The organism is Chryseobacterium shigense (assembly GCF_014207845.1).
Lineage (GTDB): Bacteria > Bacteroidota > Bacteroidia > Flavobacteriales > Weeksellaceae > Chryseobacterium > Chryseobacterium shigense_A.
Genome location: NZ_JACHLC010000003.1, coordinates 72,143 through 94,472 on the forward strand (window position 1 = coordinate 72,143; position 22,330 = coordinate 94,472).

22 protein-coding genes are annotated in these 22,330 nt (G+C 36.9%); 8 read left to right on the plus strand and 14 right to left on the minus strand.

The genetic code is table 11. The features are described 5' to 3' along the window. Positions 1 to 93 precede the first annotated feature (93 nt). Positions 94 to 864, plus strand: a complete 771-nt coding sequence (locus tag HNP36_RS13125; protein ID WP_228456368.1) for a sterol desaturase family protein — start codon at positions 94 to 96, stop codon at positions 862 to 864. On the opposite strand, the gene HNP36_RS13130 is transcribed toward HNP36_RS13125, so the two are convergent. The 4 genes from HNP36_RS13130 to HNP36_RS13145 form a co-directional block, all read right to left on the minus strand. Beyond that, positions 861 to 1,205 (minus strand): DUF1801 domain-containing protein, encoded by a 345-nt coding sequence (locus tag HNP36_RS13130; protein WP_184164282.1) that lies wholly within the window; start codon positions 1,203 to 1,205, stop codon positions 861 to 863. The two genes, HNP36_RS13125 and HNP36_RS13130, sit on opposite strands and share 4 nt — an antisense overlap. A gap of 23 nt (positions 1,206 to 1,228) precedes the next feature. Beyond that, entirely contained in the window at positions 1,229 to 3,061 is a 1,833-nt protein-coding gene (locus HNP36_RS13135) for an ABC transporter ATP-binding protein (protein WP_184164286.1), read from the minus strand. Positions 3,062 to 3,244: 183 nt separating this feature from the next. Beyond that, on the minus strand, positions 3,245 to 4,165 hold the full coding sequence (locus HNP36_RS13140; protein WP_184164289.1) for a M28 family metallopeptidase: 921 nt from the start codon (positions 4,163 to 4,165) through the stop codon (positions 3,245 to 3,247). Between the two features lie 386 nt (positions 4,166 to 4,551). Further along, a complete protein-coding gene (locus HNP36_RS13145; RefSeq protein WP_184164292.1) occupies positions 4,552 to 4,941 on the minus strand; it encodes a DUF4293 family protein in 390 nt (129 codons plus the stop codon). Between the two features lie 145 nt (positions 4,942 to 5,086). On the opposite strand from HNP36_RS13145, the gene rho reads away from it, so the two are divergent. Together rho and HNP36_RS13155 are read left to right on the plus strand one after the other, a co-directional pair. Next, entirely contained in the window at positions 5,087 to 6,922 is a 1,836-nt protein-coding gene (rho, locus tag HNP36_RS13150) for a transcription termination factor Rho (RefSeq protein ID WP_184164295.1), read from the plus strand. A gap of 456 nt (positions 6,923 to 7,378) precedes the next feature. Beyond that, positions 7,379 to 7,975 (plus strand): superoxide dismutase, encoded by a 597-nt coding sequence (locus tag HNP36_RS13155; RefSeq protein ID WP_194304135.1) that lies wholly within the window; start codon positions 7,379 to 7,381, stop codon positions 7,973 to 7,975. Between the two features lie 81 nt (positions 7,976 to 8,056). Here HNP36_RS13155 and HNP36_RS13160 read toward each other — a convergent pair whose 3' ends face one another. After that, entirely contained in the window at positions 8,057 to 8,476 is a 420-nt protein-coding gene (locus tag HNP36_RS13160; protein WP_184164298.1) for a DUF6146 family protein, read from the minus strand. Positions 8,477 to 8,529: 53 nt separating this feature from the next. Then, entirely contained in the window at positions 8,530 to 9,717 is a 1,188-nt protein-coding gene (locus HNP36_RS13165; protein WP_184164301.1) for an endonuclease/exonuclease/phosphatase family protein, read from the minus strand. Between the two features lie 246 nt (positions 9,718 to 9,963). On the opposite strand from HNP36_RS13165, the gene HNP36_RS13170 reads away from it, so the two are divergent. From HNP36_RS13170 to HNP36_RS13180, 3 genes are all read left to right on the plus strand, one after another. Continuing rightward, positions 9,964 to 12,843: a carboxypeptidase-like regulatory domain-containing protein gene (locus HNP36_RS13170; protein ID WP_184164304.1), complete on the plus strand. Its 2,880-nt coding sequence runs from the start codon at positions 9,964 to 9,966 to the stop codon at positions 12,841 to 12,843. A gap of 19 nt (positions 12,844 to 12,862) precedes the next feature. After that, positions 12,863 to 14,260, plus strand: a complete 1,398-nt coding sequence (locus HNP36_RS13175) for a DUF5689 domain-containing protein (protein WP_184164307.1) — start codon at positions 12,863 to 12,865, stop codon at positions 14,258 to 14,260. 87 nt (positions 14,261 to 14,347) lie between these two features. Further along, entirely contained in the window at positions 14,348 to 14,839 is a 492-nt protein-coding gene (locus HNP36_RS13180) for a hypothetical protein (RefSeq protein ID WP_184164310.1), read from the plus strand. 88 nt (positions 14,840 to 14,927) lie between these two features. Here HNP36_RS13180 and HNP36_RS13185 read toward each other — a convergent pair whose 3' ends face one another. The 5 genes from HNP36_RS13185 to HNP36_RS13205 form a co-directional block, all read right to left on the minus strand. Then, the gene (locus HNP36_RS13185; protein ID WP_184164314.1) at positions 14,928 to 15,398 is read right to left on the minus strand and encodes a DUF6702 family protein; all 471 of its coding nucleotides are present in this window, start codon (positions 15,396 to 15,398) and stop codon (positions 14,928 to 14,930) included. Positions 15,399 to 15,459: 61 nt separating this feature from the next. Further along, positions 15,460 to 16,212, minus strand: a complete 753-nt coding sequence (locus HNP36_RS13190; protein ID WP_184164317.1) for a TIGR00730 family Rossman fold protein — start codon at positions 16,210 to 16,212, stop codon at positions 15,460 to 15,462. Between the two features lie 8 nt (positions 16,213 to 16,220). Continuing rightward, positions 16,221 to 16,934, minus strand: a complete 714-nt coding sequence (locus HNP36_RS13195) for an NDP-sugar synthase (RefSeq protein ID WP_184164319.1) — start codon at positions 16,932 to 16,934, stop codon at positions 16,221 to 16,223. A gap of 75 nt (positions 16,935 to 17,009) precedes the next feature. After that, entirely contained in the window at positions 17,010 to 17,426 is a 417-nt protein-coding gene (locus HNP36_RS13200) for an RNase adapter RapZ (RefSeq protein ID WP_184164322.1), read from the minus strand. Between the two features lie 126 nt (positions 17,427 to 17,552). After that, entirely contained in the window at positions 17,553 to 18,572 is a 1,020-nt protein-coding gene (locus HNP36_RS13205; RefSeq protein ID WP_184164325.1) for an aminoglycoside phosphotransferase family protein, read from the minus strand. Positions 18,573 to 18,779: 207 nt separating this feature from the next. On the opposite strand from HNP36_RS13205, the gene xrtF reads away from it, so the two are divergent. Together xrtF and HNP36_RS13215 are read left to right on the plus strand one after the other, a co-directional pair. After that, the gene (xrtF, locus tag HNP36_RS13210) at positions 18,780 to 19,310 is read left to right on the plus strand and encodes an exosortase family protein XrtF (protein ID WP_184164328.1); all 531 of its coding nucleotides are present in this window, start codon (positions 18,780 to 18,782) and stop codon (positions 19,308 to 19,310) included. Then, positions 19,297 to 19,734, plus strand: a complete 438-nt coding sequence (locus HNP36_RS13215) for an exosortase F system-associated membrane protein (protein WP_184164331.1) — start codon at positions 19,297 to 19,299, stop codon at positions 19,732 to 19,734. Before xrtF ends, HNP36_RS13215 begins: the two co-directional genes overlap by 14 nt. A gap of 10 nt (positions 19,735 to 19,744) precedes the next feature. Here the strand turns inward: HNP36_RS13215 and HNP36_RS13220 are convergent, their stop codons facing one another. The 3 genes from HNP36_RS13220 to HNP36_RS13230 form a co-directional block, all read right to left on the minus strand. Beyond that, positions 19,745 to 20,746: a cation diffusion facilitator family transporter gene (locus tag HNP36_RS13220; protein ID WP_184164334.1), complete on the minus strand. Its 1,002-nt coding sequence runs from the start codon at positions 20,744 to 20,746 to the stop codon at positions 19,745 to 19,747. A 53-nt stretch (positions 20,747 to 20,799) separates the two neighbouring features. Continuing rightward, complete coding sequence (locus tag HNP36_RS13225; RefSeq protein ID WP_184164337.1) at positions 20,800 to 21,792, minus strand: aspartate-semialdehyde dehydrogenase; 993 nt, start codon at positions 21,790 to 21,792, stop codon at positions 20,800 to 20,802. Between the two features lie 74 nt (positions 21,793 to 21,866). Continuing rightward, positions 21,867 to 22,307 carry a hypothetical protein gene (locus HNP36_RS13230; protein WP_184164340.1) on the minus strand — a complete coding sequence of 147 codons (441 nt, stop codon included), beginning with the start codon at positions 22,305 to 22,307 and terminating at the stop codon, positions 21,867 to 21,869. Positions 22,308 to 22,330: the final 23 nt, after the last annotated feature.

Here is a 22,330-nt window from a genome sequence, read left to right on the forward strand (position 1 = left end):
ATTCCCGATAATTTAAGATTATAAAACACAAATGATACATAAAACACCGATGTCAAAATAACATTGGTGTTTTATATTTTTAATAAAGAATTTATGAAACATCTGAAAGATTTTTTTGATTTAGGCTCCACAAACCTTCTGTATTATTTTTTCTTTGCAGGATTATGCTACTGGTTATGCTATATCATGTTTAAAAGAACACTTTACAATGCTAAAATTCAGCAGAAAGAAATTAAAAAGGAAGACGTTATAAGAGAGATTTTTCATTCCGTGATTTCAACTTTTGTAATGGCGCTTTTAATTCTGCTGGTAACTCACAGCTTCCTGAACCAGTATACCAAACTCTACAGAGATATTAACGACTACTCTTTATACTGGCTGGTGGGAAGTACTTTTGTGGGATTATTCATCCATGATACCTATTTTTACTGGATGCACAGGATCCTGCATCATAAAAAGATCTTTAAATATGTGCATCTTATCCATCATAAATCTACAAATCCCAGTCCTTTCGCTGCTTATTCATTTCATATGGCAGAAGCTATTGCAGAAGGATTAATTGTCCCTATTTTACTCTTTATCATCCCTTTACATTTTATCAGTATTTACATATTTATTGTAAGCTCTCTGATGATTAATATTTATGGACATTTAGGGTACGAGATTGCTCCAAAATGGCTGAGGAATTCATTTCTCTTTACAATATTCAATACCTCCGTTTACCATAATTTACATCATAATAAATTTAAAGGAAATTACGGGCTGTATTTTAGATTCTGGGATAAGATCATGAAAACTGAAAACCCGGATTATGTAAAAACATATGACCGTATTCAGGAAAAGCGCTTCGGAAAACAGGGTTAAATATACTGCTTTACATCATCAATAACATTCATAATGAAAGAAACAGGCAAATCCTTTTCCATGTCAATCAAAAGGATTTTAAATTTCTTTCTGCCTTCCTGAAGCAGTTCAGGATAATTGAGTTTATCACCGTGATAAAAGCTTATGTAATGCTGTCTGTATTTTTTACTGTAATAGATGTAGCAGAGCATTTTCTTTTTATACTTGAAAAAAGGCAGTCCAAAACTGAACGTTTCCGTAATATGATCGGGATCGGATTCCAGGATCATTTTTCTTAAAAACAAAAGAGTACTTCTTTCAGGCTCTGCGATTCTGTAGAAATACTCTTGTATAGGATTCATTACTGAATGTATTCAATAAATGATTAGTCGAAATTCTGAAGCTCCACCAGTTTGTGGTACATCCCTTTTTTGGCAATAAGATCATGGTGTGTTCCCTGTTCCACTACAATTCCTTTCTCCATTACTACAATCCAGTCTGCTTTCTGGATCGTTGAAAGCCTGTGGGCAATAACCAGGGATGTTCTGTTTTCCATCATTTTATCCAGGGCATCCTGAACGAACCTTTCGGATTCTGTATCCAGGGCAGAAGTTGCTTCATCCAGGATCATCACCGGAGGGTTTTTCAATACGGCTCTGGCAATGGAAACCCTCTGTTTCTGGCCTCCGGAAAGCTTATTTCCGTCATCACCGATATTGGAGTCGTAACCTTCAGGAAGATTTGAGATAAAGTTGTCAGCATTGGCAATTTTTGCTGCCTCAATGACTTCTTCTTTCGTAGCCTCAGGTTTACCCATCAGTATATTGTTATACACAGAATCATTGAATAATACGGACTCCTGGGTTACCATTCCCAGAAGCTGACGGTATTCTTTTAATTTTAAATGCTTGATATCTGTTCCGTCAATTAAAATTTCACCCTCATTTACATCATAGAATCTTGCTAAAAGATTGGCAATTGTAGTTTTCCCGCTTCCGCTCTGTCCTACAAGGGCTATGGTTTTTCCTTTTGGAATAATCAGCGAGAAATTTTTAAGGATAACATTATCTTTATCATAATAGAATCCAATGTTTTTGAATTCAATCTGGTTATTTAATGTAGAAATGGAAACCGGCTCTGCAATTTCTTCCACTTTTAAATCATAGTCAAGAACTTCAGCCACTCTTTCCAAACTTGCCATTCCTCCCTGAATAGAAGAAATTGCGCTGGAAAGTTTTTTGGCAGGGTCCAGGATCTGGAAAAACATTCCGATGAAAACAAGGAAAGCCTGAGGCTTCATAGTCTGTTCCTCTAAAATCTGAGTTCCCGCATACCAGGTAATAATAAGAATGGTGATAGAACCAAGGAATTCGCTCATAGGAGATGCAAGTTCTCTTTTTCGGCTCATGTCTATAGCGAAATTTTGCCAGTTGGTCGTTGTTTCGTTGAACCTGTTTTTAAGGATCTTATCTGCATTGAAGATCTTGATCACTTTGGAAGATTTTAAAGTTTCATCTACCAGCGAGAAAAGATTTCCGAGCTCAGCCTGGGCATAATGGGCCTGTTTTTTTAAGCTTTTTCCTGTCCATGAGATCAGTAAGCCCATAACAGGGAAAACAACCAGTGAAAAAAGGGTCAGCTGAGGAGACAGTAGAAATAAGGCAATCAAAGAAGAGATAATCATGAACGGGGCGTTGATGATATCTACCAATACCCCCATAATTCCACCTTCCACTCCTCCGATATCATTGGAAATTCTGGACATCATATCTCCCTTTCTCTGTTCGGTAAAGAACGAAACCGGAAGCTGTAAGAATTTGTTATACATTGCAGTACGGAGGTCTCTTGTAATACCCACACGGTAATTAACCAAAAGAAAAGCTCCTATATACCTGAAAATATTTCTCAATAAAAATGAAACTCCGGTAATTGCACAAAGCACAGCAAGTACATAAACAGCACCATGCTGATCAATCTGTGTCTGTACAAAATAGTATGCTTTATCCTTAATATAATTGAAATAATCACCGAAAGCTCCGCTCCATACCGGTTCTTTTGACTGTTTTTCAATAGTACCGAACATTAATCCCAAAATAGGAAGCATAGTTCCTACAGATAAGATATTAAGTAAGGAGTACAGGATATTGAAAAACATACTTCCGAAAAGGTATTTTTGATGCGGTTTCGCGAAATAAAGTATTCTTTGTAATGGTTTCATTCAATGAAAAATTGGATAGCAAAATTACGTAAAATTAAAGGAAAAGACGTTCTTAATCCTGTTTTACTTTAATTAATATGTTTCAATAGATGTTATTTTGTTACAAACGTTTGTTTAATTTTTAGTTGTAATAACGGTCAGGATACAAAATAAACCGCCATTACAGCGGTTTATTACAATTATCTAATATTTTACTTTGTCGTTGTATTTCGGGGTGAAATTCTGTGGAGTCAGTTTTTCTAAAGTTTTTCCAACATTATTGATGATGGCTGTTAAATTATCAAAATCTACCACATGCATATCGTCATCTTCATTATGGTAATGGGAAGCTTTCGTCATATCAACCGTGGAGAATGAGTGGGCAATGATCTTTTTCTTTACAAAACTTACATTATCTGATCTGTAAAATAATTTTTGTGCTGCATAAGGATCGGAATTTATTTTTAAACCGTTCGCCGCATATTTATTAAAAAGCTCATCGAAATCAGAAAACTCATCACCTGTCATAAATAATGCATTTTTCCCGAACTGAGATTCTGTTGCTACCATCTCAAAATTGAAAAGTGCGGTCATATTATTATATATTTTGTCCAGATTGGTGTCTGTAGAAATAGCTTTTGAGCCAAGCATTCCCTTCTCTTCGCCGTTGAAAGCCATAAATACCATTGAGAAATCAGATTTCTTATTTTTGAAATAATCGGCAATACCTGTTAAGGCGGTAATTCCGCTTGCATCATCATCTGCGCCGTTATAAATATTATCGCCGGTTTTATCACTCGTTCCGATATGATCAAAGTGTCCGGAGAATCCTAAGTATTTATCCGTTTTCCCTTTTTTGATACCACATACATTATAGGCTTTCTTTCCTTTATAATCAAAAGGGATCAGGTAAGAATTTCCGGTACAGTATTCAAGGTTGTTTTCTTTAAAAAGTGTCGCGATGTATTCTGCCGCCTTATCATTTTCCGGTGTCCCGATCTCGCGGCCCTTCATTTCATCCGAAGCCAAAGTGGAAAGTATTGTGGTAACTCTTTCTTTTGAAACTTCCTGTGCAAATGTAAATGCTGAAAAGAATGACAGGGTAAGATAGGTTAGTTTTTTCATTTTTTGATACAATTTACAAGATCAGTCGTATTCTTAACGGAAATGTTGCATGAAATGGTATAAATTAATTTTTAAAGTAAAAACTATCATCAAAAAGTTTTAAGTTGTTGAGCGGAATAATAACTTGTTTTATTGAGCTTTATAAAATTTTTAACGCAAAGTTTAATTTTAGTAATGAATATTCTAAGAATGCAAAGGAAAAATCAATCAAAGATTGATTGAATAAGCGTTCGTATTATCCAGCCGCTTAATCAACGGCGTAGCCGGCATCTTTGCCTTACTTAAAATAATACGGTTTAAATATGAACCTTTGCGTTAAAAAAATCAGGCTATAACAAAAAACAGCTCCTTTCGGAACTGTTCTCACTCAAAAAATCGTTGTAAGGCTATCGAAGTCTGTCTACAGATTTTACGAGCCTTTCATCTCTGCGGATGTATATGTTTGCAATAAGCAGACAAATTACCGCAATCAATGAAAAAACCGGCTCAATACCCTTCTCAGGAATCTGAATTCCTCCGGATAAGTTTAGTAACCAGTACGCCAATACACCAATCAACAAAACGTTTATAATGATGCTGAACGTATTCAGCAAAATTTGTCTTTTTCTGTTCTTAAAGCTGAAAATACTCAATGCTCCTACCAAAACAAGTGCAATACAGCCAATATTAATCACCGGAATATTGCTAAAAACGTCAACATCCTGTCCCGTAATGAAAAGGAAAACAGCAGCTAAAACTGCCAGAAGGGTCCATATAGTCTGTATTCTTTGTAACATTGATTATTAAATGCGAGGCAAAAATAACATAAATTTTGCACAATTCAAAAATAAGTGTAGATTTGCATTATACATATGTACTTGAAAACAAAAGTCGCCGGACTTACTTTTCTTACTCACAATTAATTACATTTTTACATTAAGTATGTTTAACATAGAAACGTTAAGGTCAAAATCCGTAACGGAACTGACTAAAATCTTAAAAGATTTAGGCGTTAAAGTTGCTAGAAACAGCAATGATAATGATAAGATCTTTGCCGTTCTTGACTTTCAGGCTTCTAACCCTAAAGTTGCAAAAGATTATTTCAACGCCACAGAAACCAGTATGAATACTGAAGAAAAACCGGCAGAAAAACCTGCCAAGGCTCCTGTAAAAAAAGCAGCGCCTAAAAGACAACCTGCCAAACCTAAAGCAGAAGTAAAAGCACCGGTTGAAGAAAGCCCCAAAGCTGACGAAACAGCAGAACAAAAGGTGCCCGCTGCTAAAGAAGCAAGGCAGGAAGAAACAAAACAGGAAGAGCCAAAAACGGAAACAGTTGTTGTAACTCCTGAAGAAAACAACCCCGGACAGGCTAAGAAAAAAAGAAAAAGAGTAGCAGCCAACACAGGCAATACAGATACTCCACAGGAAAGAGCAGAAGCTCCAAAGAATGCAGAACCTCAGGAATCTGCAGCACCAGAAGAAAAGCCGAATATTTCCCAACCTCAGGCTAGATCCCCAAAAGGGCACAATAACCCGCAGAACAGCGGAAACCAGCATAAAAATCAAAATCAGAACCAGAATCCTAACCAAAACCAAAATCAGCACAGACAGCATGCTGAAAAGGTGGAGGAGCATCATTCCGAACAGAGAAAAGAATTCAATTTCGATGGAATGGTAAGTATTGAAGGCGTTTTAGAGATCCTTCCGGATAACTACGGATTCCTTCGTTCATCAGATTTCAGTTATATCTCTTCTCCTGATGATGTATATGTTTCTACTGCACAGATCAGAAATTTTGGTCTGAAAACAGGAGACACCGTTAAAGGAATTGTAAGACTTCCGAAAGAAGGTGAAAAATATTTTTCATTATTAAAGCCTACGGAAGTTAACGGACGTGATCTTGCTTTCATCAAAGACCGTGTTGCATTCGAATATTTAACTCCACTTTTCCCTGAAGAGAAATTTAATCTGGCAGGAAATAATTCTACCATGTCTACAAGAATTGTAGATCTGTTTGCGCCAATCGGAAAAGGACAGAGAGCAATGATTGTAGCACAGCCGAAAACAGGTAAGACCATGCTGCTTAAGGATATTGCCAATTCTATTGCATCCAATCATCCTGAAGTATATATGATGGTCCTTCTGATTGACGAACGTCCTGAAGAGGTTACCGATATGGAAAGAAGCGTAAATGCTGAGGTAATTGCTTCTACATTTGACGAAGCCGCAGACAAACACGTAAAAGTGGCCAATCTTGTTCTGGCAAAAGCTCAGAGAATGGTTGAATGCGGACACGATGTAGTAATTTTACTGGATTCAATTACGAGATTGGCAAGAGCTTATAATACTGTTACCCCTGCATCAGGAAAAGTGCTTTCCGGTGGTGTGGATGCAAATGCGCTTCATAAACCGAAAAGGTTCTTCGGGGCAGCCAGAAAAATTGAAGGTGGCGGTTCACTGACTATTATTGCTACAGCCTTAATTGATACCGGTTCCAAAATGGATGAAGTGATTTTTGAAGAATTCAAAGGAACAGGTAATATGGAACTTCAGCTGGACAGAAAGATTGCAAACAGAAGAATTTATCCTGCAATAGATCTTGTAGCTTCAAGCACACGTAGAGATGATCTTCTTTTAGATGAAGTTACTTCACAGAGAATGTGGATTTTAAGAAAATATCTTTCTGAAATGAACCCTGTAGAAGCCATGGAATTTGTAAATAAAAACATCAGAGGAACTTTAAATAATGAAGAATTCCTGATGTCTATGAATAAATAGATTAATTTAATTGTTTGTTAAAGAAAGCACGGAGATTATTCTTCGTGCTTTTTATTTATTACAGTTTATAGTAAGATATGAAGTGTAGTTCCTAAAAGGTTCTTAACGCAAAGTTTTACATTCAAACCGTATTACTTTAAAGTAAAAAAAAAGCAAAGATTCCGGCTTCGCTGTTGATTAAGCGACTGGATAATAAGAACGCTTATTCCGATCAATCGAAGATTGATTTTTCCTTTGTATGCTTAAAATATACACTATTAAAAATTAGACTTTACGATAAAAAACTTTAAGATGAATTCTATACCACAATAATTTGTCTTTTATTATTTGTTTTAAAAAAAATTAATTCATTCTAAATCAATATATCAATGTTAAAGATTTATTAAAGTAATCCCCAGTTTTTGATAATAGCTTAAATATTGGCTAAATTTGGATATAACATTAAAAATAAAAATTATGTCATTTGAATTACCTAAACTAGGATATGCATACGATGCATTGGAGCCTACTATTGATGCAAGAACTATGGAAATCCACCATACAAAACATCACCAGGCATATATTGACAATCTAAATAAAGCAATTGATGGAACTGAGCTGGCGGGAAAAACTATAGAAGAGATCTGCCAGACAGGAACTGACAAGCCAGCAGTAAGAAATAATGGAGGAGGACATTTCAACCACTCTTTATTCTGGGAAATTTTAACTCCGGGCGGAAGCAAAGAGCCTGTAGGAAACGTAAAAGCTGCAATTGAAAATTACGGAGGTCTTGAAAAATTCAAAACTGATTTTTCTGAGGCTGCTAAAACAAGGTTCGGTTCAGGATGGGCTTGGTTGGTTAAAAATGCAGACGGTTCCGTATCCGTTTCTTCTACACCAAACCAGGATAACCCGTTAATGCCTGTTGCAGATGTTAAAGGAACTCCGGTTTTAGGACTGGATGTTTGGGAGCATGCTTATTATTTAAACTACCAGAACAGAAGACCTGATTATGTTTCTGCATTCTTTGATGTGGTAAACTGGGATAAAGTGGAGGAATTATTCAACAAATAATTTTCAGCTATTATAAAAATAAAAGGTTCAGAAGAAATTCTGAACCTTTTTTATTGAAGACATAATTAAATTAAAAACATTTTACCTCGCGGCATCACTTCCGGACAGTCCATTCATTTTCAGTCCATACTTCCAGCTTACGTATGCGAAAACCTGGTAAAGCTTATATTCGAATTTAATCCCGTAATTCTCTCTTGAATCATAATCTATTCCGGACTCTATAATATTCCTGTATTTTCCTGAACTATAGTAGGAATTCCATTCAGAGACAAGGAAGGAATTTTTTGTTTTCAGGTAAGATTCTGAATACTGACTTATAGGTTTGGCTACTGCATTCAGAAAATAATCGAATTGGGTATCGATAACGGTAAGGTCCCATTCTCCGTCTTCATTCTTGGAAGGCTTCATTTCTGATTTTTCTTCCTCTTTCTTAGGACTGTTCTGGGAAAAACAGCTGAAAGGGATCAATGCGAAGAAAAATAATAGAATAAGGTTTTTCATAATAAATACATTGTATAAAAAATAAGCACTCAAAATGAGTGCCTAAGTTAATTTTATGGTTCTTTCTGAAGAACTACAAATGCCGGAAAGTGGTCACTGTATCCACCTGTAAACCGGTCGCCGTCCCACGATCTGAAAGGGTAGCCTTTGTAGCTTCCTTCCTTGTTCACTAAATAAGGTGGAGCAAAGATTTCTGCTTTGTATACGGAATATTCTTTTGTAACCTGATCAGATATCACATTTTTGGATACAATGATCTGGTCGAAAAGGTTAGGAGCATCCTGATAAGCAAGAGAAGCAATCCCTTTTTTGTACAAAGGATACATTAGATTAAGATATGGCGTAGTTTCACTAAGGTCTTTAGGATTTCCGGCAGCTTTCAGATAATTTTTAAAACTGGAGCTTACAGGATCATCATTGAAGTCACCCATAGCAAAAAGCTTAGTGGAAGGATCTGCAGTTCTTATGCTGTCCATTTGCTGTTTAAGTAGAGCGGCAGCCGCATTTCTTTTAGGTAATGAAACGGCTTCACCCCCTCTTCTTGAAGGCCAGTGGTTCATAAAGAACGCTACTTTTTCATTATCAAGGAAACCGGTTACTACCAGAATATCCCTTGTGTATTCTCTTCTGCCGTCATCACCGAAAACTTTTAATTCTTTTTTCAATGAATTGGTTGGGGTGAATCTTCTTTTCTGATAGATTAAAGCCACATCAATTCCTCTGTAATCATAAGAATTGTAATGAATGATTCCGTAATCGTATTTGGCAAGAACAGGCTGCTTTACCAGGTCTTCAATAACCTGTCTGTTTTCAACTTCAATAAGTCCAACTACGGCAGGAGCAGTTTTGGTATATTGTGCACCCAGTTCAGAAATTACTTTGGCTTCATTGGCAAGCTTTGCTTTATAAACTTTAGTGTTGTAATTTTTACCGCTGTTTGGAGTAAATTCTTCGGAGCCGCCTTGGTATCTTACGACTTTTTTACCTTTTAAGGCGCCATCACTCCAGGGGCCTTCATATTTTTCTGCTTCTAAAAACCGGATGGAGTCAATAGGAATACTTCGGTGAAAAGCGGGATTGCGGATATCTTTCGTCCCGTCAATATAATCTGCAGAACGGATGGTGTCCCAAAGGTTTTCCACATTCAAAAAACCAACAGTAGCTACTTTTCTCAGCTTTCCCTGTTGTGCAAAAGCCATTATTGAAAAAACAACAGCTATAAAACTCATATATCTCTTCATCCTAGTAGAGTATTAAAATTATTTAAATAACAAATTTACCTTTTTTTAATTCAATGCATTTTAAATATTTGTAAATTTAAAACAATATAAAACAAATCTGTTATATAATGAATCATAAAAGCTTGCAATGTTAAGAAAAAATAATGTTAAAAAAGTTGGAAATTCTAAATTTTGACTAAATTTGTGCCCCCAACTTTTAAAACGTTGAAAACTAAGAAGAAAAGTATTTAAAAAAATAATATACTCATGATTAAAAAACTATCATTAGTCTCTTTATTTACTTTACTTCCTGCTTCATTCTATTTTGCGCAGACCACAGTGTTTGCGTATCTTAAGGATGCCGAAGGAAAGCCTGTTGAAAAGGCAGAAGTAGATATTAAAGGGAGCGAAAATGATGTAACGGCTGATAAAATTGGATATTTCCAGTTTGTAGACCTTCAGCCGGGCCATTATCAAATTATGATTACGAAACCAAACTTCGAAACCAAAATGATGGAGTTTGACGTAGCCGATGAGAAAAGAAAGGATCTGGGAGTCATTACCCTGTATTCTTCTCTTACGAGCGCAGATCAGGGACTGGCGATTATAGACAGTGATGATGACGATGATAGCAGCAGTAGCAGCGGACAGGCCTCTACAGTAGGATTGCTTCAGTCTTCTCAGGATATCTTCAGCAGAATTGCTGCGTTTGATCTAGGATTTTACTGGTTCCGACCGAGAGGTATAGACGGAAGAACAGGCGAATCCATGCTGAACGGTGTTTCTATGGTGAAATCTGATAATGGTAATGTTGACTTCAGTAACTGGGGTGGATTGAATGAGATTACAAGATATCCGGAAATTGCAGCTAACCATTCCCCGTCTGAATATGCTTTTGGTGGAAACAGCTCTGTTGTTTACAAAAATACAAAAGCAAGTGAGTATAGAAAAGGATTCCAGTTTACCCAATCCCTTACCAACAGAAACTACAGAAACAGAACATCTTTACGTTATTCTTCAGGAATGAGCAGAAAAGGATGGGCATTCACTGTAATGGGGGCAAGAAGATGGGCTGAAGAAGGAATCCAGGAAGGAACTTTCTATGATGCTTACGGAGCTTACTTAGGGGTAGAAAAGAAATTCAGCGACAGCCATACAATGACTTTTAACTTCATTGGCGCGCCATACAGAAGATCTACTGCAAGCCCGAGCACTCAGGAAGTATACGATTACAGAGGAGTGCATTATAACTCTTACTGGGGATGGCAGGATGGAGAAAAGAGAAGTGAAAGGGTCCGAAGAGGATTCCAGCCGCTTTTCCAGATCCAGGACTTCTGGAAGATCAATAAGAATTCAAGTCTTTGGACTACTGCATCATATCAGTTTGGAAAAGATAAAGGTTCCCGTTTAGACTGGAATGGAGTAGTAAACCCATCTCCAACATATTACAGAAATTTACCAAGTTATTATTTTAATAACATTGTTTATAATGTAATGAACGGAAACCCGGATCCTTTTCAGTACGGAACTTTGATTGATGCTTACAATACAAGTCTGGCAAACTGGCAGAACGGAGATCCTAATGTTACGCAGATCAACTGGGGGCAGATCTATGCCAACAACCAGAAGGCCGATGCTGCAGACCAGGCAGAAATGACACGTCTTTACGGATTAACCGGGAAACGTTCCAAAGTATATCTGGTAGATGATGTAAGCGATGATAAGATTTTCAATGCTGGGACACACTACACATACAATTTCAACGACCGTACAAAGTTTATCCTTAACGTTTCTTACCAGAATTACAAATCTGAGCTTTATCGCGAAATGAAGGATCTTTTAGGCGGTGATTACGCTATTGGTGTAGATCCGTTTAAAGAGTCTGCCAAACCAGGTTCCACAGGATTCTACAATACATTGAATCCTAATGTTCAGTTGCATGTAGGTGACCGCATGACTTACAACTATATCCTGAGAAGACAGGAAGCCAAAGTAAACCCGGGGCTGAAATTTTCTACAGGTAATTTCGATGTATTCGTTTCTGCGTTGGCAGGATATTCAACGTCTAACAGAGAAGGTCTTTTCAAACATTATTTATACGAAAATTCTTACGGAAAAAGCAAAGATTACAACTTCTGGAACTTCGGTCTGAAAGGGCAGATTGTTTACCGTATCAATGGACGTAATTTCTTAGTATATAATGGAGCTATGTACAACCAGGCGCCATTTATGGAAGATTTATTCGTGAATCCTAGAATTAATGCACTTGTTAATCCGAATATCAGGAGTACAGTATATACAGCAAATGATTTAAGCTATGTAATTAATTCTCCTTTCCTTAAATTAAGGGCATCCGGATATATTGTAGATACGGATAATGAAACAAACGTACAGAGATTCTTTGCAGACGGAATTCAGTTGAGCAGTGTTAATCCGGACGGTTCTGTTTCTAATGTACAGAGTGCATTTGTTACCCAGGTAATGTCCAATGTTTCGAAAAGAAATATGGGAGTTGAGCTGGGAGTTGATGTAAAAGTTATCCCTACTTTATCTTTACAGGGACTTGCAAGTTTAGGCCAGTATACTTATAGAAATAATCCTGAAGTATATCTTGTTTCTGATGCTTCCGGAGGTGGGGTAACTTCCTTTGGCGAGTCATATATTAAAAACTATAAGCAGGGAGGTACTCCTCAGAGAGCTTTCTCATTAGGTTTCAGATACAACAATCCGAAATACTGGTGGGTAGGTGCGAACTGGAACTATTTTGATAACAATTACCTGGATCCGGCTCCTACTTTAAGAACGAATAACTTTATTCAGAACCCATATTCAAATACCCCTTATCTTGGGCTTACAGAAAGTGATTTACGTGATATGCTGAAGCCGGTAGAGCTTCCTTCCGCATTTTTCTTAAATGCTAATGCCGGAAAATCATTCATGATCGGAAAGTATTATATATTGCTGACAGCTTCTGTAAACAATATCCTGAATAACAAAAGATTCAAAACAGGAGGTTTTGAGCAGACCAGAGAAACAAAAGCCGGTGATTTTGCCAATGACTACTATGGCGGCGCACCTTCTTTCGGACCTAAGTATTGGTATACCCAGGGACGTTCGTACTTTGTTAACTTACAATTCAGATTCTAATAAAATAAAAAAAACAATAATGAATAATTTCACTAACTTTTTCAAAACGGCATTTGTGGCAGTAGGTGTACTGTCGGCATTGTCTTCTTGTGTAAAGAATGATGATTGGGATACTCCTCCAATCGCTTGTTCAAATAAGTTCGGAGATCCTACCATCACAATGGCAGATTTCGCGGCTCAGGCTCCTGCTACAGGATATAAATTAATCACTACAGACCAGATCTTCGACGGTTATATCGTTTCTTCTGATGCTCAGGGAAATTTCTACAAAACCATCTCTTTCCAGGATAAAACGGTAAACCCTACAGTAGGTCTTCAGATCGAAGTGGATAAAGCAAGTAATTTTGCAGACTTCCCGGTAGGTGCACACATCAGGATTAATGCAAAAGGATTACGTCTGGGACTTGACAGAGGAGCAATTAAGATAGGTTCAGAAGATCCTAACTTTGCGATCGGTAGAGTTCCTCAGGCATTGGTTGGAAGATATATGTCCGGAGTTTGCGGTGGAAACGGGTTGGATATCCAGACTATTGTACCTACAAAGCTTACTTCATTGAATGATGCAAAACAGGCTAATTTAATCAATACATTGGTTACTGTGTCGGACGTGCAGTTCAGCATCGGAGAAATCTTCCCGGTTCAGAAAAAATATCTTGATTATGATGCCGGAAACCAAGGATTGGATACAGACAGAAATATTGAAGATAAATTGGGAGGTACTGCGGTAATCAGAAACTCAGGATTCTTCAAGAGTGGAGGAGAGCTTTTACCAAAAGGAAGCGGTGACGTTACTTTTGTGGTGAGCAGATACAACACAACATGGCAGATGCTGATCAGAAGTCTTTCAGATATTAATTTCAGTGGAACAAGAGTAGATTCCACTCCGCCAAAAGGAGGTACAGCTATTACCTACTCAGGTTCTTTCCTTGAAAATTTTGAAAGCTATGCTACCACTCCGGCTAACCTTGAAGTATATCCTAAATATGTAAATGATCCGGTATTAGGAAACAGATACTGGCAGCTAAAAACATTTAGCAGTAATAAATATATACAGTTGGGCGCTAATTCAGGTTCAGGAAGCTATTTAACTTACTTTGCGGTACCGGTTGACTTTACAGCGGCCAATACGTTGAAGTTTGATGTAAACGTTGGATTCTGGAATGGGAATGCTTTAAAAGTATATTATACCACCAATTACACTCCGCTTGGGGATATTACCACAGCAACAAAAACAGATATTACATCTGCGTTCACAATTCCGCAGGCACCTGTTAGTGGTTATGGTACATTGGCTCCTGCGGGAACTTATACCTTACCTGCAACATTAACAGGTAACGGATTTATTCTGTTTGAATATTCAGGATCATCTACCGGTGTTACTACTACTGTTCAGTTAGATAATATTCAGGTTCAATAATTGATACCGGATATTTTAAATATAGACCGCCCTTTTATAAGGCGGTCTTTTTATTTAATATTAATTTTGATTCTAAATTAAATATGAATGAAAAAATTTGTATATACTCTTGAGCATATTTGCAGCACCGGGAAACATAAAGACCTTAAACTTTTGGGCTTTTTTAATGATCTGAAAAAATTGGAAAGTATTCAGGATATTGTTTCAAAATTTTCTGGATTTAAAAATTATCCGGATGGTTTTGTAATCAAAAAGCGTGAATTAGATAAAGCGCATTGGAAAGTTGGGTTTTACACTGTAGTAGGAGAAATAGGCAGAGATTATTTACCTGAAGAGGATATAATAGATGAAGATACCTATATAATTCAAAATCTAAAATCAATATTTAATATTAGCCATGTATATACTGTTGATTCTTTTAAAGATGATGAAAGAATTATAGGTTCTTTTTCAAATTTGGATAAAGCTCAGCAAGCTCTTGAATTATTAAAAGGAAACTCTGGGTTTAAAGAACATCCAGAGAATTTTATTATAGATGAAATTCAATTAAATGAACTTTTATGGACTTCCGGATTTTAAAATAGTATGTTTTAGGATGTACCGGTAAATAAAAACAACAAAAAACCACCGCGTCTGCAGTGGTTTATTATTTTTTAAATTATTCTGTTTAGAACGAAACTTCATTCACTTCTTTGCCTCTCTGGAAATTCATTACTTTCAGGTTTCCTTTATAAGCAATACTAACAACGTTACTCTGCTTAGGAAAAGCGCTTAAAAGAATCGTATTCTTAATTTTCAAGGTACTGATATCGGAGACTCCTCCGGTCTCAAAATATACCCATACAGTTTCTCCGTTTACCTGACTTCCGGTGAAGGTTATAGTTTTCGGAGCACCATTGACGTACACATCAAAATTATTATTTACATATTTTTTTACTTCTGCTTCAAATCCTGCTGTACTTGGATTTATCTTGATAGCATCAGAAATATGGTTGGTATTTATTTTTGTGGTAAACTTCAATGTCTTGCTTCCATCTATATAGTCCACTTTGGTCATTGAAGAGAAAAAGTCTGCATACATAAAACTCATTAACACAAAAAATGTTAAAATTCCTGATATATATAAAAGTTTTTTCATCTTAATTAATAGATTTACAAATCATACTTGATCTTTATAAAGGTCACAAATAATATGCCAATTAGAAATTTACATTCACAGAATATTTATCATAGAATGCTTTGATATGAGCTACAGCTTCGTCAGCCGTATCTACCACACGGTATAAATCCAGATCATCTGCGGCAATCATTCCCTCTTTTAACAGTGTTGCTTTGAACCAATCCAGTAATCCGCCCCAGAACTCACTCCCTACCAGAACAATTGGGAACCTGCCAATTTTATTGGTCTGGATCAGGGTTAATGCTTCCGTAAGTTCATCCAAAGTACCAAATCCTCCCGGCATTACCACAAATCCCTGTGAATATTTTACAAACATTACTTTTCTTACAAAAAAGTAATCGAAATTCATGGAATAGGATTTATTGATATACGGATTGAAATGCTGTTCAAACGGGAGATCAATATTAAGCCCGATGGATCTTCCCTGGGCATTAAAGGCGCCTTTGTTTCCTGCTTCCATGATTCCCGGTCCGCCTCCGGTAATGATCCCAAAGCCCAGTTTGGTGATCTTTTCGGCAATTTCCACTGCCATTTCGTAGTATCTGCTTTCAGGTTTCAGTCTTGCAGAACCAAATATAGAAACGCATGGTCCTATTTTAGCCAGCTTTTCGTAACCGTCTACAAATTCAGCCATTACTTTGAAAACCATCCAGCTGTCTTTAGTAATGGTTTCGTCCCAGGTTTTCTGTCTGAGACTGTTATGAAGTTTTGTTTCGTTAATATCCAGGGCCGGATTTACTAAGCTCTCATCCCTGTTTCCATCCATTTCCATTGCAAAAATTATTTAAAATATTTTTCGGCTTCTATTACAGATTCGGGTCTTCCCACATCTACCAGGATGCTGTCGTGTACAAATCCGTGGATATGTTCAGTCTGCATCAGGTCAAGATATTCCTCCATAACAGAAAATTTGCCGGTTCTTTTTATCTTTTCAAAGATAACTGGGTTGATACAGTGAACGCCGCTGAATGCAAGAGCCTTAAAGCCTTTGTTGAATTCCGCAAGCCTCTGTTCTCCCGATTGTACATTAAGCCAGCCTCTTAAAACCAGATCATCATTGAAAAGTAGTTTTCTTGAACTTTCTCTGTCAGAAACCGCTAAAGTAGCAAAATCTTTTATCTTTTTGTGGTATTCAACAAGAGCACCAATATTGATATCCGTTAAAATATCCGCATTCATGATCAGGAAATCTTCTCCATGATCGAGGAATTTTCTGGCAAAAATCAAGCCACCGCCGGTTTCCAGCAGCTCTTCGGTTTCATCCGAGATTTCAATATTACATCCGAAATTACTGTTTTTATTTAAAAATTCAACAATCTGGTTTCCAAAATGGTGGATGTTGATCACAAAATCCTTTATTCCGAAACTTTTAAGGTAATTGATGTTTCTTTCCAAAAGCGGTACGCCGTTTACTTTGGCCAATGCTTTTGGATGATGATCTGTAAAGGGTTTAAGCCTTGTGCCTTTTCCGGCAGCGAATATTAAAGCTTTCATATAGTATAAGTAATGGGTATAAATAATGAGTAATTCCGTATTCAATTAATAGGTAATAATATAACCTATTGCTGATTATCCATTGCTTATGTTCAGATGGTGCTGTTCATCGTGGTGAAGGCTTATTTTTACTCCTTCAGGATACTTTTCTTTAATGAATTCGGTAATCTTGATCGCAGAATATACAGATCTGTGCTGTCCTCCGGTACACCCGAAATTGATCTGCAGGTTTTCGAAACCTCTTTCAAGATAATTATCGATGTTGATTGAAATAATAGATTTTACCAGCTCCAGAAATTTGGGCATTTCGGTTTTTGTTTCAAGATATTCCTGAACTCCAATGTCGTTTCCTGTCTGGATTTTATATTCTTCAATTCTGCCGGGATTCAAAATTCCTCTGCAATCAAAGGTAAAACCTCCGCCGTTTCCTGAATTATCCTTTGGAATTCCTCCTTTTTTGTATGAAAAACTGTGTATATCGATGTGTAGCATATTTTTTATTTGAACCATTAAGATTCTTTAAGTTTTTATATTGATTAAGCCTTCGACTCCGCTCAGGCTGATATTGCTAATACTATCTGTTAATATGTAAGCTGTCAGCCTGAGCGGAGTCGAAGGCTAACTTTTTAAAATAGTATTAATTTTTAATTTTGATTCCTCTGAAGATAATTGTTCTATTACTTTCCTCAGTTCCGGATAGTCTTTCATCTGTTCCCATGAAGCTGCAAACTGTATAATATTCTGAATTCCTTTTTCGAGGCTTGCGATAAAATGAGGCTTTCTTTGGATGAGTCCTCTGAAGCCGTACGCTCCAAGGACCTGCAAAAATCTCATCATCTGAATTGGTTTTACCGAATTTCTTAGTTGACTTTGAGTTTCTTGATTTTCAAATAGTTCGATGTAATAGTAGAGCATTTCATTTTTAAAATCTTCCGGAAAGTTTGCTTTCGCCTGGAAAAGAAAGGAGATTACATCATACATTAGCGGACCTTTCATAGCAGACTGGTAATCGATGAACGAAACTTTACGATCTTCATTAACCATGATATTTCTTGCCTGAAAATCACGGATCATAATTCCTTTAGGCTCAAGGCTTTCAATAAGCCCGGCGATTTGTTTAAATTCTTTCAGCAGGGCCGATTTACGGTATTCAAGCTCCAGAACATCAGCTATAAAGTTTTTGAAATAATACAGATCGTGGATTACCGGAAGTTCATCATAACTTTCATATTCAAAAGTTTTTGAGTAGTCAATTTTTCCCTGGGTCAAAGTTTGAAGCCGGAAAAGTTTTTCTAATGTCTGCTTTACCAATGTTTTTACATGGCCTGAAAGTCCTTCTGCTGTAATAACTTCTGAAAGGGTTTGTGCTCCGAGAAACTCCTGTACATAGATTTTTCTATCATCTGAAACAGCTAAGACAGAAGGTGTATTGAGGCCAAGTTTTGAGAATATTTCAGAATAATAGAGGAAGCTCTCGTTTTCAGGAATGTTTTCATTACTGGTGATAATGTATTTTCCGGTACCGGATCTGGCAAGAAAATTAATTCTCGCGGAACCGCTTTGAGCCAGCGTAACAAACTCAGAAGATGGTTCACCCAGATAATTTTCAAAAAATTGTTTTGCGTTTTCGGAAGTCATAATATGGTAGCAAATATACTAATTTCATGGGAGTTGGAAATAATGAGGTTAGTTTAGGGTGGAAGCTGTAAGAAGCGGCTTTTCAGCATATATATTACAGGGACGGATAGACACTTCCATTTTGCATCTTCTGACTTCTCTTCTTAAATCATAATTTTCTTAACTCAAATTCAGCTTAAGTTTCCTCCTAATTTTTATCTTTGTACCATGCTAAAGGATTTTAAACCAGTTTTAAACATTTTGCTGAGGTTCATCGTCATTTATGTGGTGCTTCTTCTGGGGTATCAGTTTTACCTTAATATGAGTAAGGCAGGAGGACTGGATCCTTTTTCCAGAATGATTGCGGATCAGGTTGCATCTGTTCAAAAAGCAGCAAGGTTTCCTACATTGCTTTATGATGATGTGAAAAATGAGCAGATCTGGTTCTATGTAAAGAAAAATTATGTGACAAGAATGGTGGAGGGGTGTAATGCCATTTCCGTAATGATCCTGTTTATAGCTTTTGTTTTTGCATTTTATAAAGGGGCGAAAACGTACATTTTCGCACTGGCCGGACTTATTCTTCTTTACATGATGAATCTTTTACGGATCGTGGGACTGAATATTGTGATGGTAGATCATCAGGAATATGGAAAAATGTTTCATGATTTTATTTTTCCGGCAGTTATTTATGGAACTGTAGTGGTTCTTTGGTTGGTATGGATTAAATTCTTTGCTTTAAAAAATGAAAATTCTTAACTGGCTTTTGGTAATAGTAGGAATCTGCGGTCTTATTGGTGTACGGATGTTTGAAGACAGGATTTTCTATGATCCTTTCCTTGAATACTTTCACGAAGCGAATAAGAACATTCTGTTTCCCGGGTTTGAATGGGGGAAATTAATTGTAGGGCATCTTTTCAGGTTTATCCTTAATCTTGGGCTTTCATGTCTTATTATTCAATGTCTTTTTAAAAACCGGCAGTGGACGGCACAGGGAGCGTTATTGATTACTATTATATTTGTTATCACCTTTCCGATCTATCTTTACTGCATCAATGACAGGTTCAATATAGGCTATCTCTTTTCTTTTTACATGCGGAGATTTGTGATCCAGCCTCTGGCTCTGCTTCTTATTGTTCCTATGTTTTATTACAGAAAGCAATTGATGGAAAGGGGAAAATAAATGAATCAGGCTAATCTGCAGTATGTTTATCCACGCTTGTTACATTTTCCGGGGTCCATTCCACTCTTTTTATGAAATCTTTTTCGCGGACAGGACAGTCTTTGATCTGACAAACAGGGCATGATACGGTTTTGCAATCATCCATATGGAAGTTAAATTCTACACTTCTTTTTGTGTTTTTGGCTAAAAGAATAATCATTTTTTCCATTTCATTGTGAGCTTCCCGAAGGCTGTAATACCACGGTAAAGTAATATGGGCATCAATATGAAGGTTAGCCCCGAATTGCTGGATCTTCATATTGTGGACATCTATCCATTCTATCCTTCTGTTTTCTTCAAGTATTCTGATAATCTGGTTAAGCAGATCAGGATCCTGTTCATCCATAATGCCGCTTAAAGATTTTCTTACGATCCTGTACCCGACATAGATGATATAAAGCCCGAAAATAAGGGCAACAACTGAATCTAGCCAGTAAATTTTAGTAAAGTAAACAATGACTAAACTGATTACAACACCCAATGTTGTGATGGTATCGGACTGAAGATGTTTTCCGGATGAAACAAGAACCAGTGAGTTTTCTGCCTTGCCTTTTTTAATGGAAATATACCCCAGGAGATAATTTACAACAGCGGTTGCTGCAATAATCCATATTCCCAGATCAAGTTGGGCTAGTGTTTTTCCGACTACGAGACTGTTTACGCCTTCATAGATGATCATGATGCCCGCTATGGCTATTAAAGCACCTTCAATGCCGGATGTTACGAATTCTACTTTTCCGTGGCCGTAAGGATGGTCCTCGTCTTTAGGTTTCGCTGCAAGATGAAGGGAATAAAGCCCCATGAAGGCACTGATAACATTTACGATACTTTCCATGGCATCAGAAAAGACAGCATCGGAATTGGTGAGCTTCCAGGCAATGATTTTTCCGATAAAAAGGATGAGCCCGAAAACAGCAATAAGTTTTTGAAATCCTATTTTATCTTGGGTGGTATTTTTCTTTTTGTTGTCCATAGTTTGATAAAAAAAAGAATCTCAATTCTGAGACTCTTTTTTATTTTGTTAGTTTACACTAAGTTGTTTGCTACAAGGTATTCTGCAATCTGTACAGCGTTTGTTGCTGCTCCTTTTCGCAGATTGTCTGCCACGATCCAGAGGTTGAGCGTTCTGGGCTGTGAAAGATCCCGTCTTATCCTTCCGACGAAAACTTCATCTTTTCCTTCGGAGTATAACGGCATGGGATATATGTTGTTCTTAACATCATCCAGTACAATGACTCCCGGAGTTTCAGACAAGATTTTTCTTACTTCGTCCAGCTCAAATTCATTTTCAAATTCAATGTTTACGCTTTCAGAATGGCCTCCCTGAACGGGAACTCTCACTGCTGTTGCCGTTAAATTAAATGTATCGTCACCTAAGATTTTTTTAGGTTCTTTCATTAATTTAATTTCTTCTTTTGTATAATCGTCATCTGCGAAAACATCACAGTGTGGCAAAGCATTTTTGAAGATCTGATTCGGATATACTTTTGCAACGGAATCATCGCCTTTGATTTCTGCATTGAGCTGGTCTACAGCTGCCTTTCCTGTCCCTGTTACGGACTGGTAGGTAGAAACAACCACTCTTTTCAGATCATATTTTTTATTCAACGGGCCCAGAACCATTACTAACTGAATGGTAGAGCAGTTCGGATTGGCAATGATCTTGTCTTCTTTGCTCAAAACATTGGCATTGATCTCCGGAACAACCAGTTTTTTGGTAGGGTCCATTCTCCATGCTGAAGAATTATCGATCACTGTGGTGCCAGCTTCTGCAAAAAGGGGAGCGAACTCAAGAGAGGTGGATCCTCCGGCAGAGAAAATAGCGATATCCGGTTTGGCAGCTATAGCGTCTTTCATGCTTACAATGGTAAATTCTTCCTGTTTATACTTCACCTTCTTGCCTACAGATCTTTCGGATGCTACCGGGATTAATTCTGTTACAGGGAAGTTTCTCTCCTCCAAAACTTTAAGCATAACTTGTCCAACCATTCCTGTTGAACCTACTACAGCTACTTTCATTGATTTAATTAAAAAATTTAAGGTTAAACTATTACAAAGTTATAACTCATCATTAATAACTTATTTTTTATGTTTTAAGCCCCAAAGACTCTCGTCCAAGGGAATGCGAATGCAAATAAACCTGCCGCAATGAGCCCCATGATTACAATTCCCAATGAAATGGTATCATTGGATTTTACTTTTTTGTTGATGATGGTCATCAATACTGCAGCAACTAACATTGAAAATGGATGTTCTACAAATGTTTGTCTGCTATAAGGATCCTTCATTAATGTTCCGCCATCTAATGCTGCTTTGAATCCGGGAGAAAATATGAATAATAAACATATTCCTATCAGAAACTGAACATGAAAGAAAATCATAGTGAAGAGGGTAGTCTTCTTTAAAAATTTGTTCACTTTACCACTGAAGCCGAACATTGTGGTTAATAGGGCAATAATAAATAATGACACCAAAAGAAGTTCAAGATACCCGAATCCTTTGTGTGCACTTAGAAAAATCTTGTAAAAATCCATATTCAATTTTTTGTACACAAATA

Coding starts and splice junctions, on each gene's coding strand:
- xrtF (WP_184164328.1), top strand. CDS start 18,780: ATGCTAAAGGATTTTAAACCAGTTTTAAACATTTTGCTGAGGTTCATC.
- HNP36_RS13215 (WP_184164331.1), top strand. CDS start 19,297: ATGAAAATTCTTAACTGGCTTTTGGTAATAGTAGGAATCTGCGGTCTT.
- HNP36_RS13140 (WP_184164289.1), bottom strand. CDS start 4,165: ATGAAAAAACTAACCTATCTTACCCTGTCATTCTTTTCAGCATTTACA.
- HNP36_RS13175 (WP_184164307.1), top strand. CDS start 12,863: ATGAATAATTTCACTAACTTTTTCAAAACGGCATTTGTGGCAGTAGGT.
- HNP36_RS13135 (WP_184164286.1), bottom strand. CDS start 3,061: ATGAAACCATTACAAAGAATACTTTATTTCGCGAAACCGCATCAAAAA.
- HNP36_RS13185 (WP_184164314.1), bottom strand. CDS start 15,398: ATGAAAAAACTTTTATATATATCAGGAATTTTAACATTTTTTGTGTTA.
- HNP36_RS13205 (WP_184164325.1), bottom strand. CDS start 18,572: ATGACTTCCGAAAACGCAAAACAATTTTTTGAAAATTATCTGGGTGAA.
- HNP36_RS13195 (WP_184164319.1), bottom strand. CDS start 16,934: ATGAAAGCTTTAATATTCGCTGCCGGAAAAGGCACAAGGCTTAAACCC.
- HNP36_RS13230 (WP_184164340.1), bottom strand. CDS start 22,307: ATGGATTTTTACAAGATTTTTCTAAGTGCACACAAAGGATTCGGGTAT.
- HNP36_RS13125 (WP_228456368.1), top strand. CDS start 94: ATGAAACATCTGAAAGATTTTTTTGATTTAGGCTCCACAAACCTTCTG.
- HNP36_RS13130 (WP_184164282.1), bottom strand. CDS start 1,205: ATGAATCCTATACAAGAGTATTTCTACAGAATCGCAGAGCCTGAAAGA.
- HNP36_RS13155 (WP_194304135.1), top strand. CDS start 7,379: ATGTCATTTGAATTACCTAAACTAGGATATGCATACGATGCATTGGAG.
- HNP36_RS13225 (WP_184164337.1), bottom strand. CDS start 21,792: ATGAAAGTAGCTGTAGTAGGTTCAACAGGAATGGTTGGACAAGTTATG.
- HNP36_RS13220 (WP_184164334.1), bottom strand. CDS start 20,746: ATGGACAACAAAAAGAAAAATACCACCCAAGATAAAATAGGATTTCAA.
- HNP36_RS13180 (WP_184164310.1), top strand. CDS start 14,348: ATGAAAAAATTTGTATATACTCTTGAGCATATTTGCAGCACCGGGAAA.
- HNP36_RS13200 (WP_184164322.1), bottom strand. CDS start 17,426: ATGCTACACATCGATATACACAGTTTTTCATACAAAAAAGGAGGAATT.
- rho (WP_184164295.1), top strand. CDS start 5,087: ATGTTTAACATAGAAACGTTAAGGTCAAAATCCGTAACGGAACTGACT.
- HNP36_RS13160 (WP_184164298.1), bottom strand. CDS start 8,476: ATGAAAAACCTTATTCTATTATTTTTCTTCGCATTGATCCCTTTCAGC.
- HNP36_RS13190 (WP_184164317.1), bottom strand. CDS start 16,212: ATGGAAATGGATGGAAACAGGGATGAGAGCTTAGTAAATCCGGCCCTG.
- HNP36_RS13145 (WP_184164292.1), bottom strand. CDS start 4,941: ATGTTACAAAGAATACAGACTATATGGACCCTTCTGGCAGTTTTAGCT.
- HNP36_RS13165 (WP_184164301.1), bottom strand. CDS start 9,717: ATGAAGAGATATATGAGTTTTATAGCTGTTGTTTTTTCAATAATGGCT.
- HNP36_RS13170 (WP_184164304.1), top strand. CDS start 9,964: ATGATTAAAAAACTATCATTAGTCTCTTTATTTACTTTACTTCCTGCT.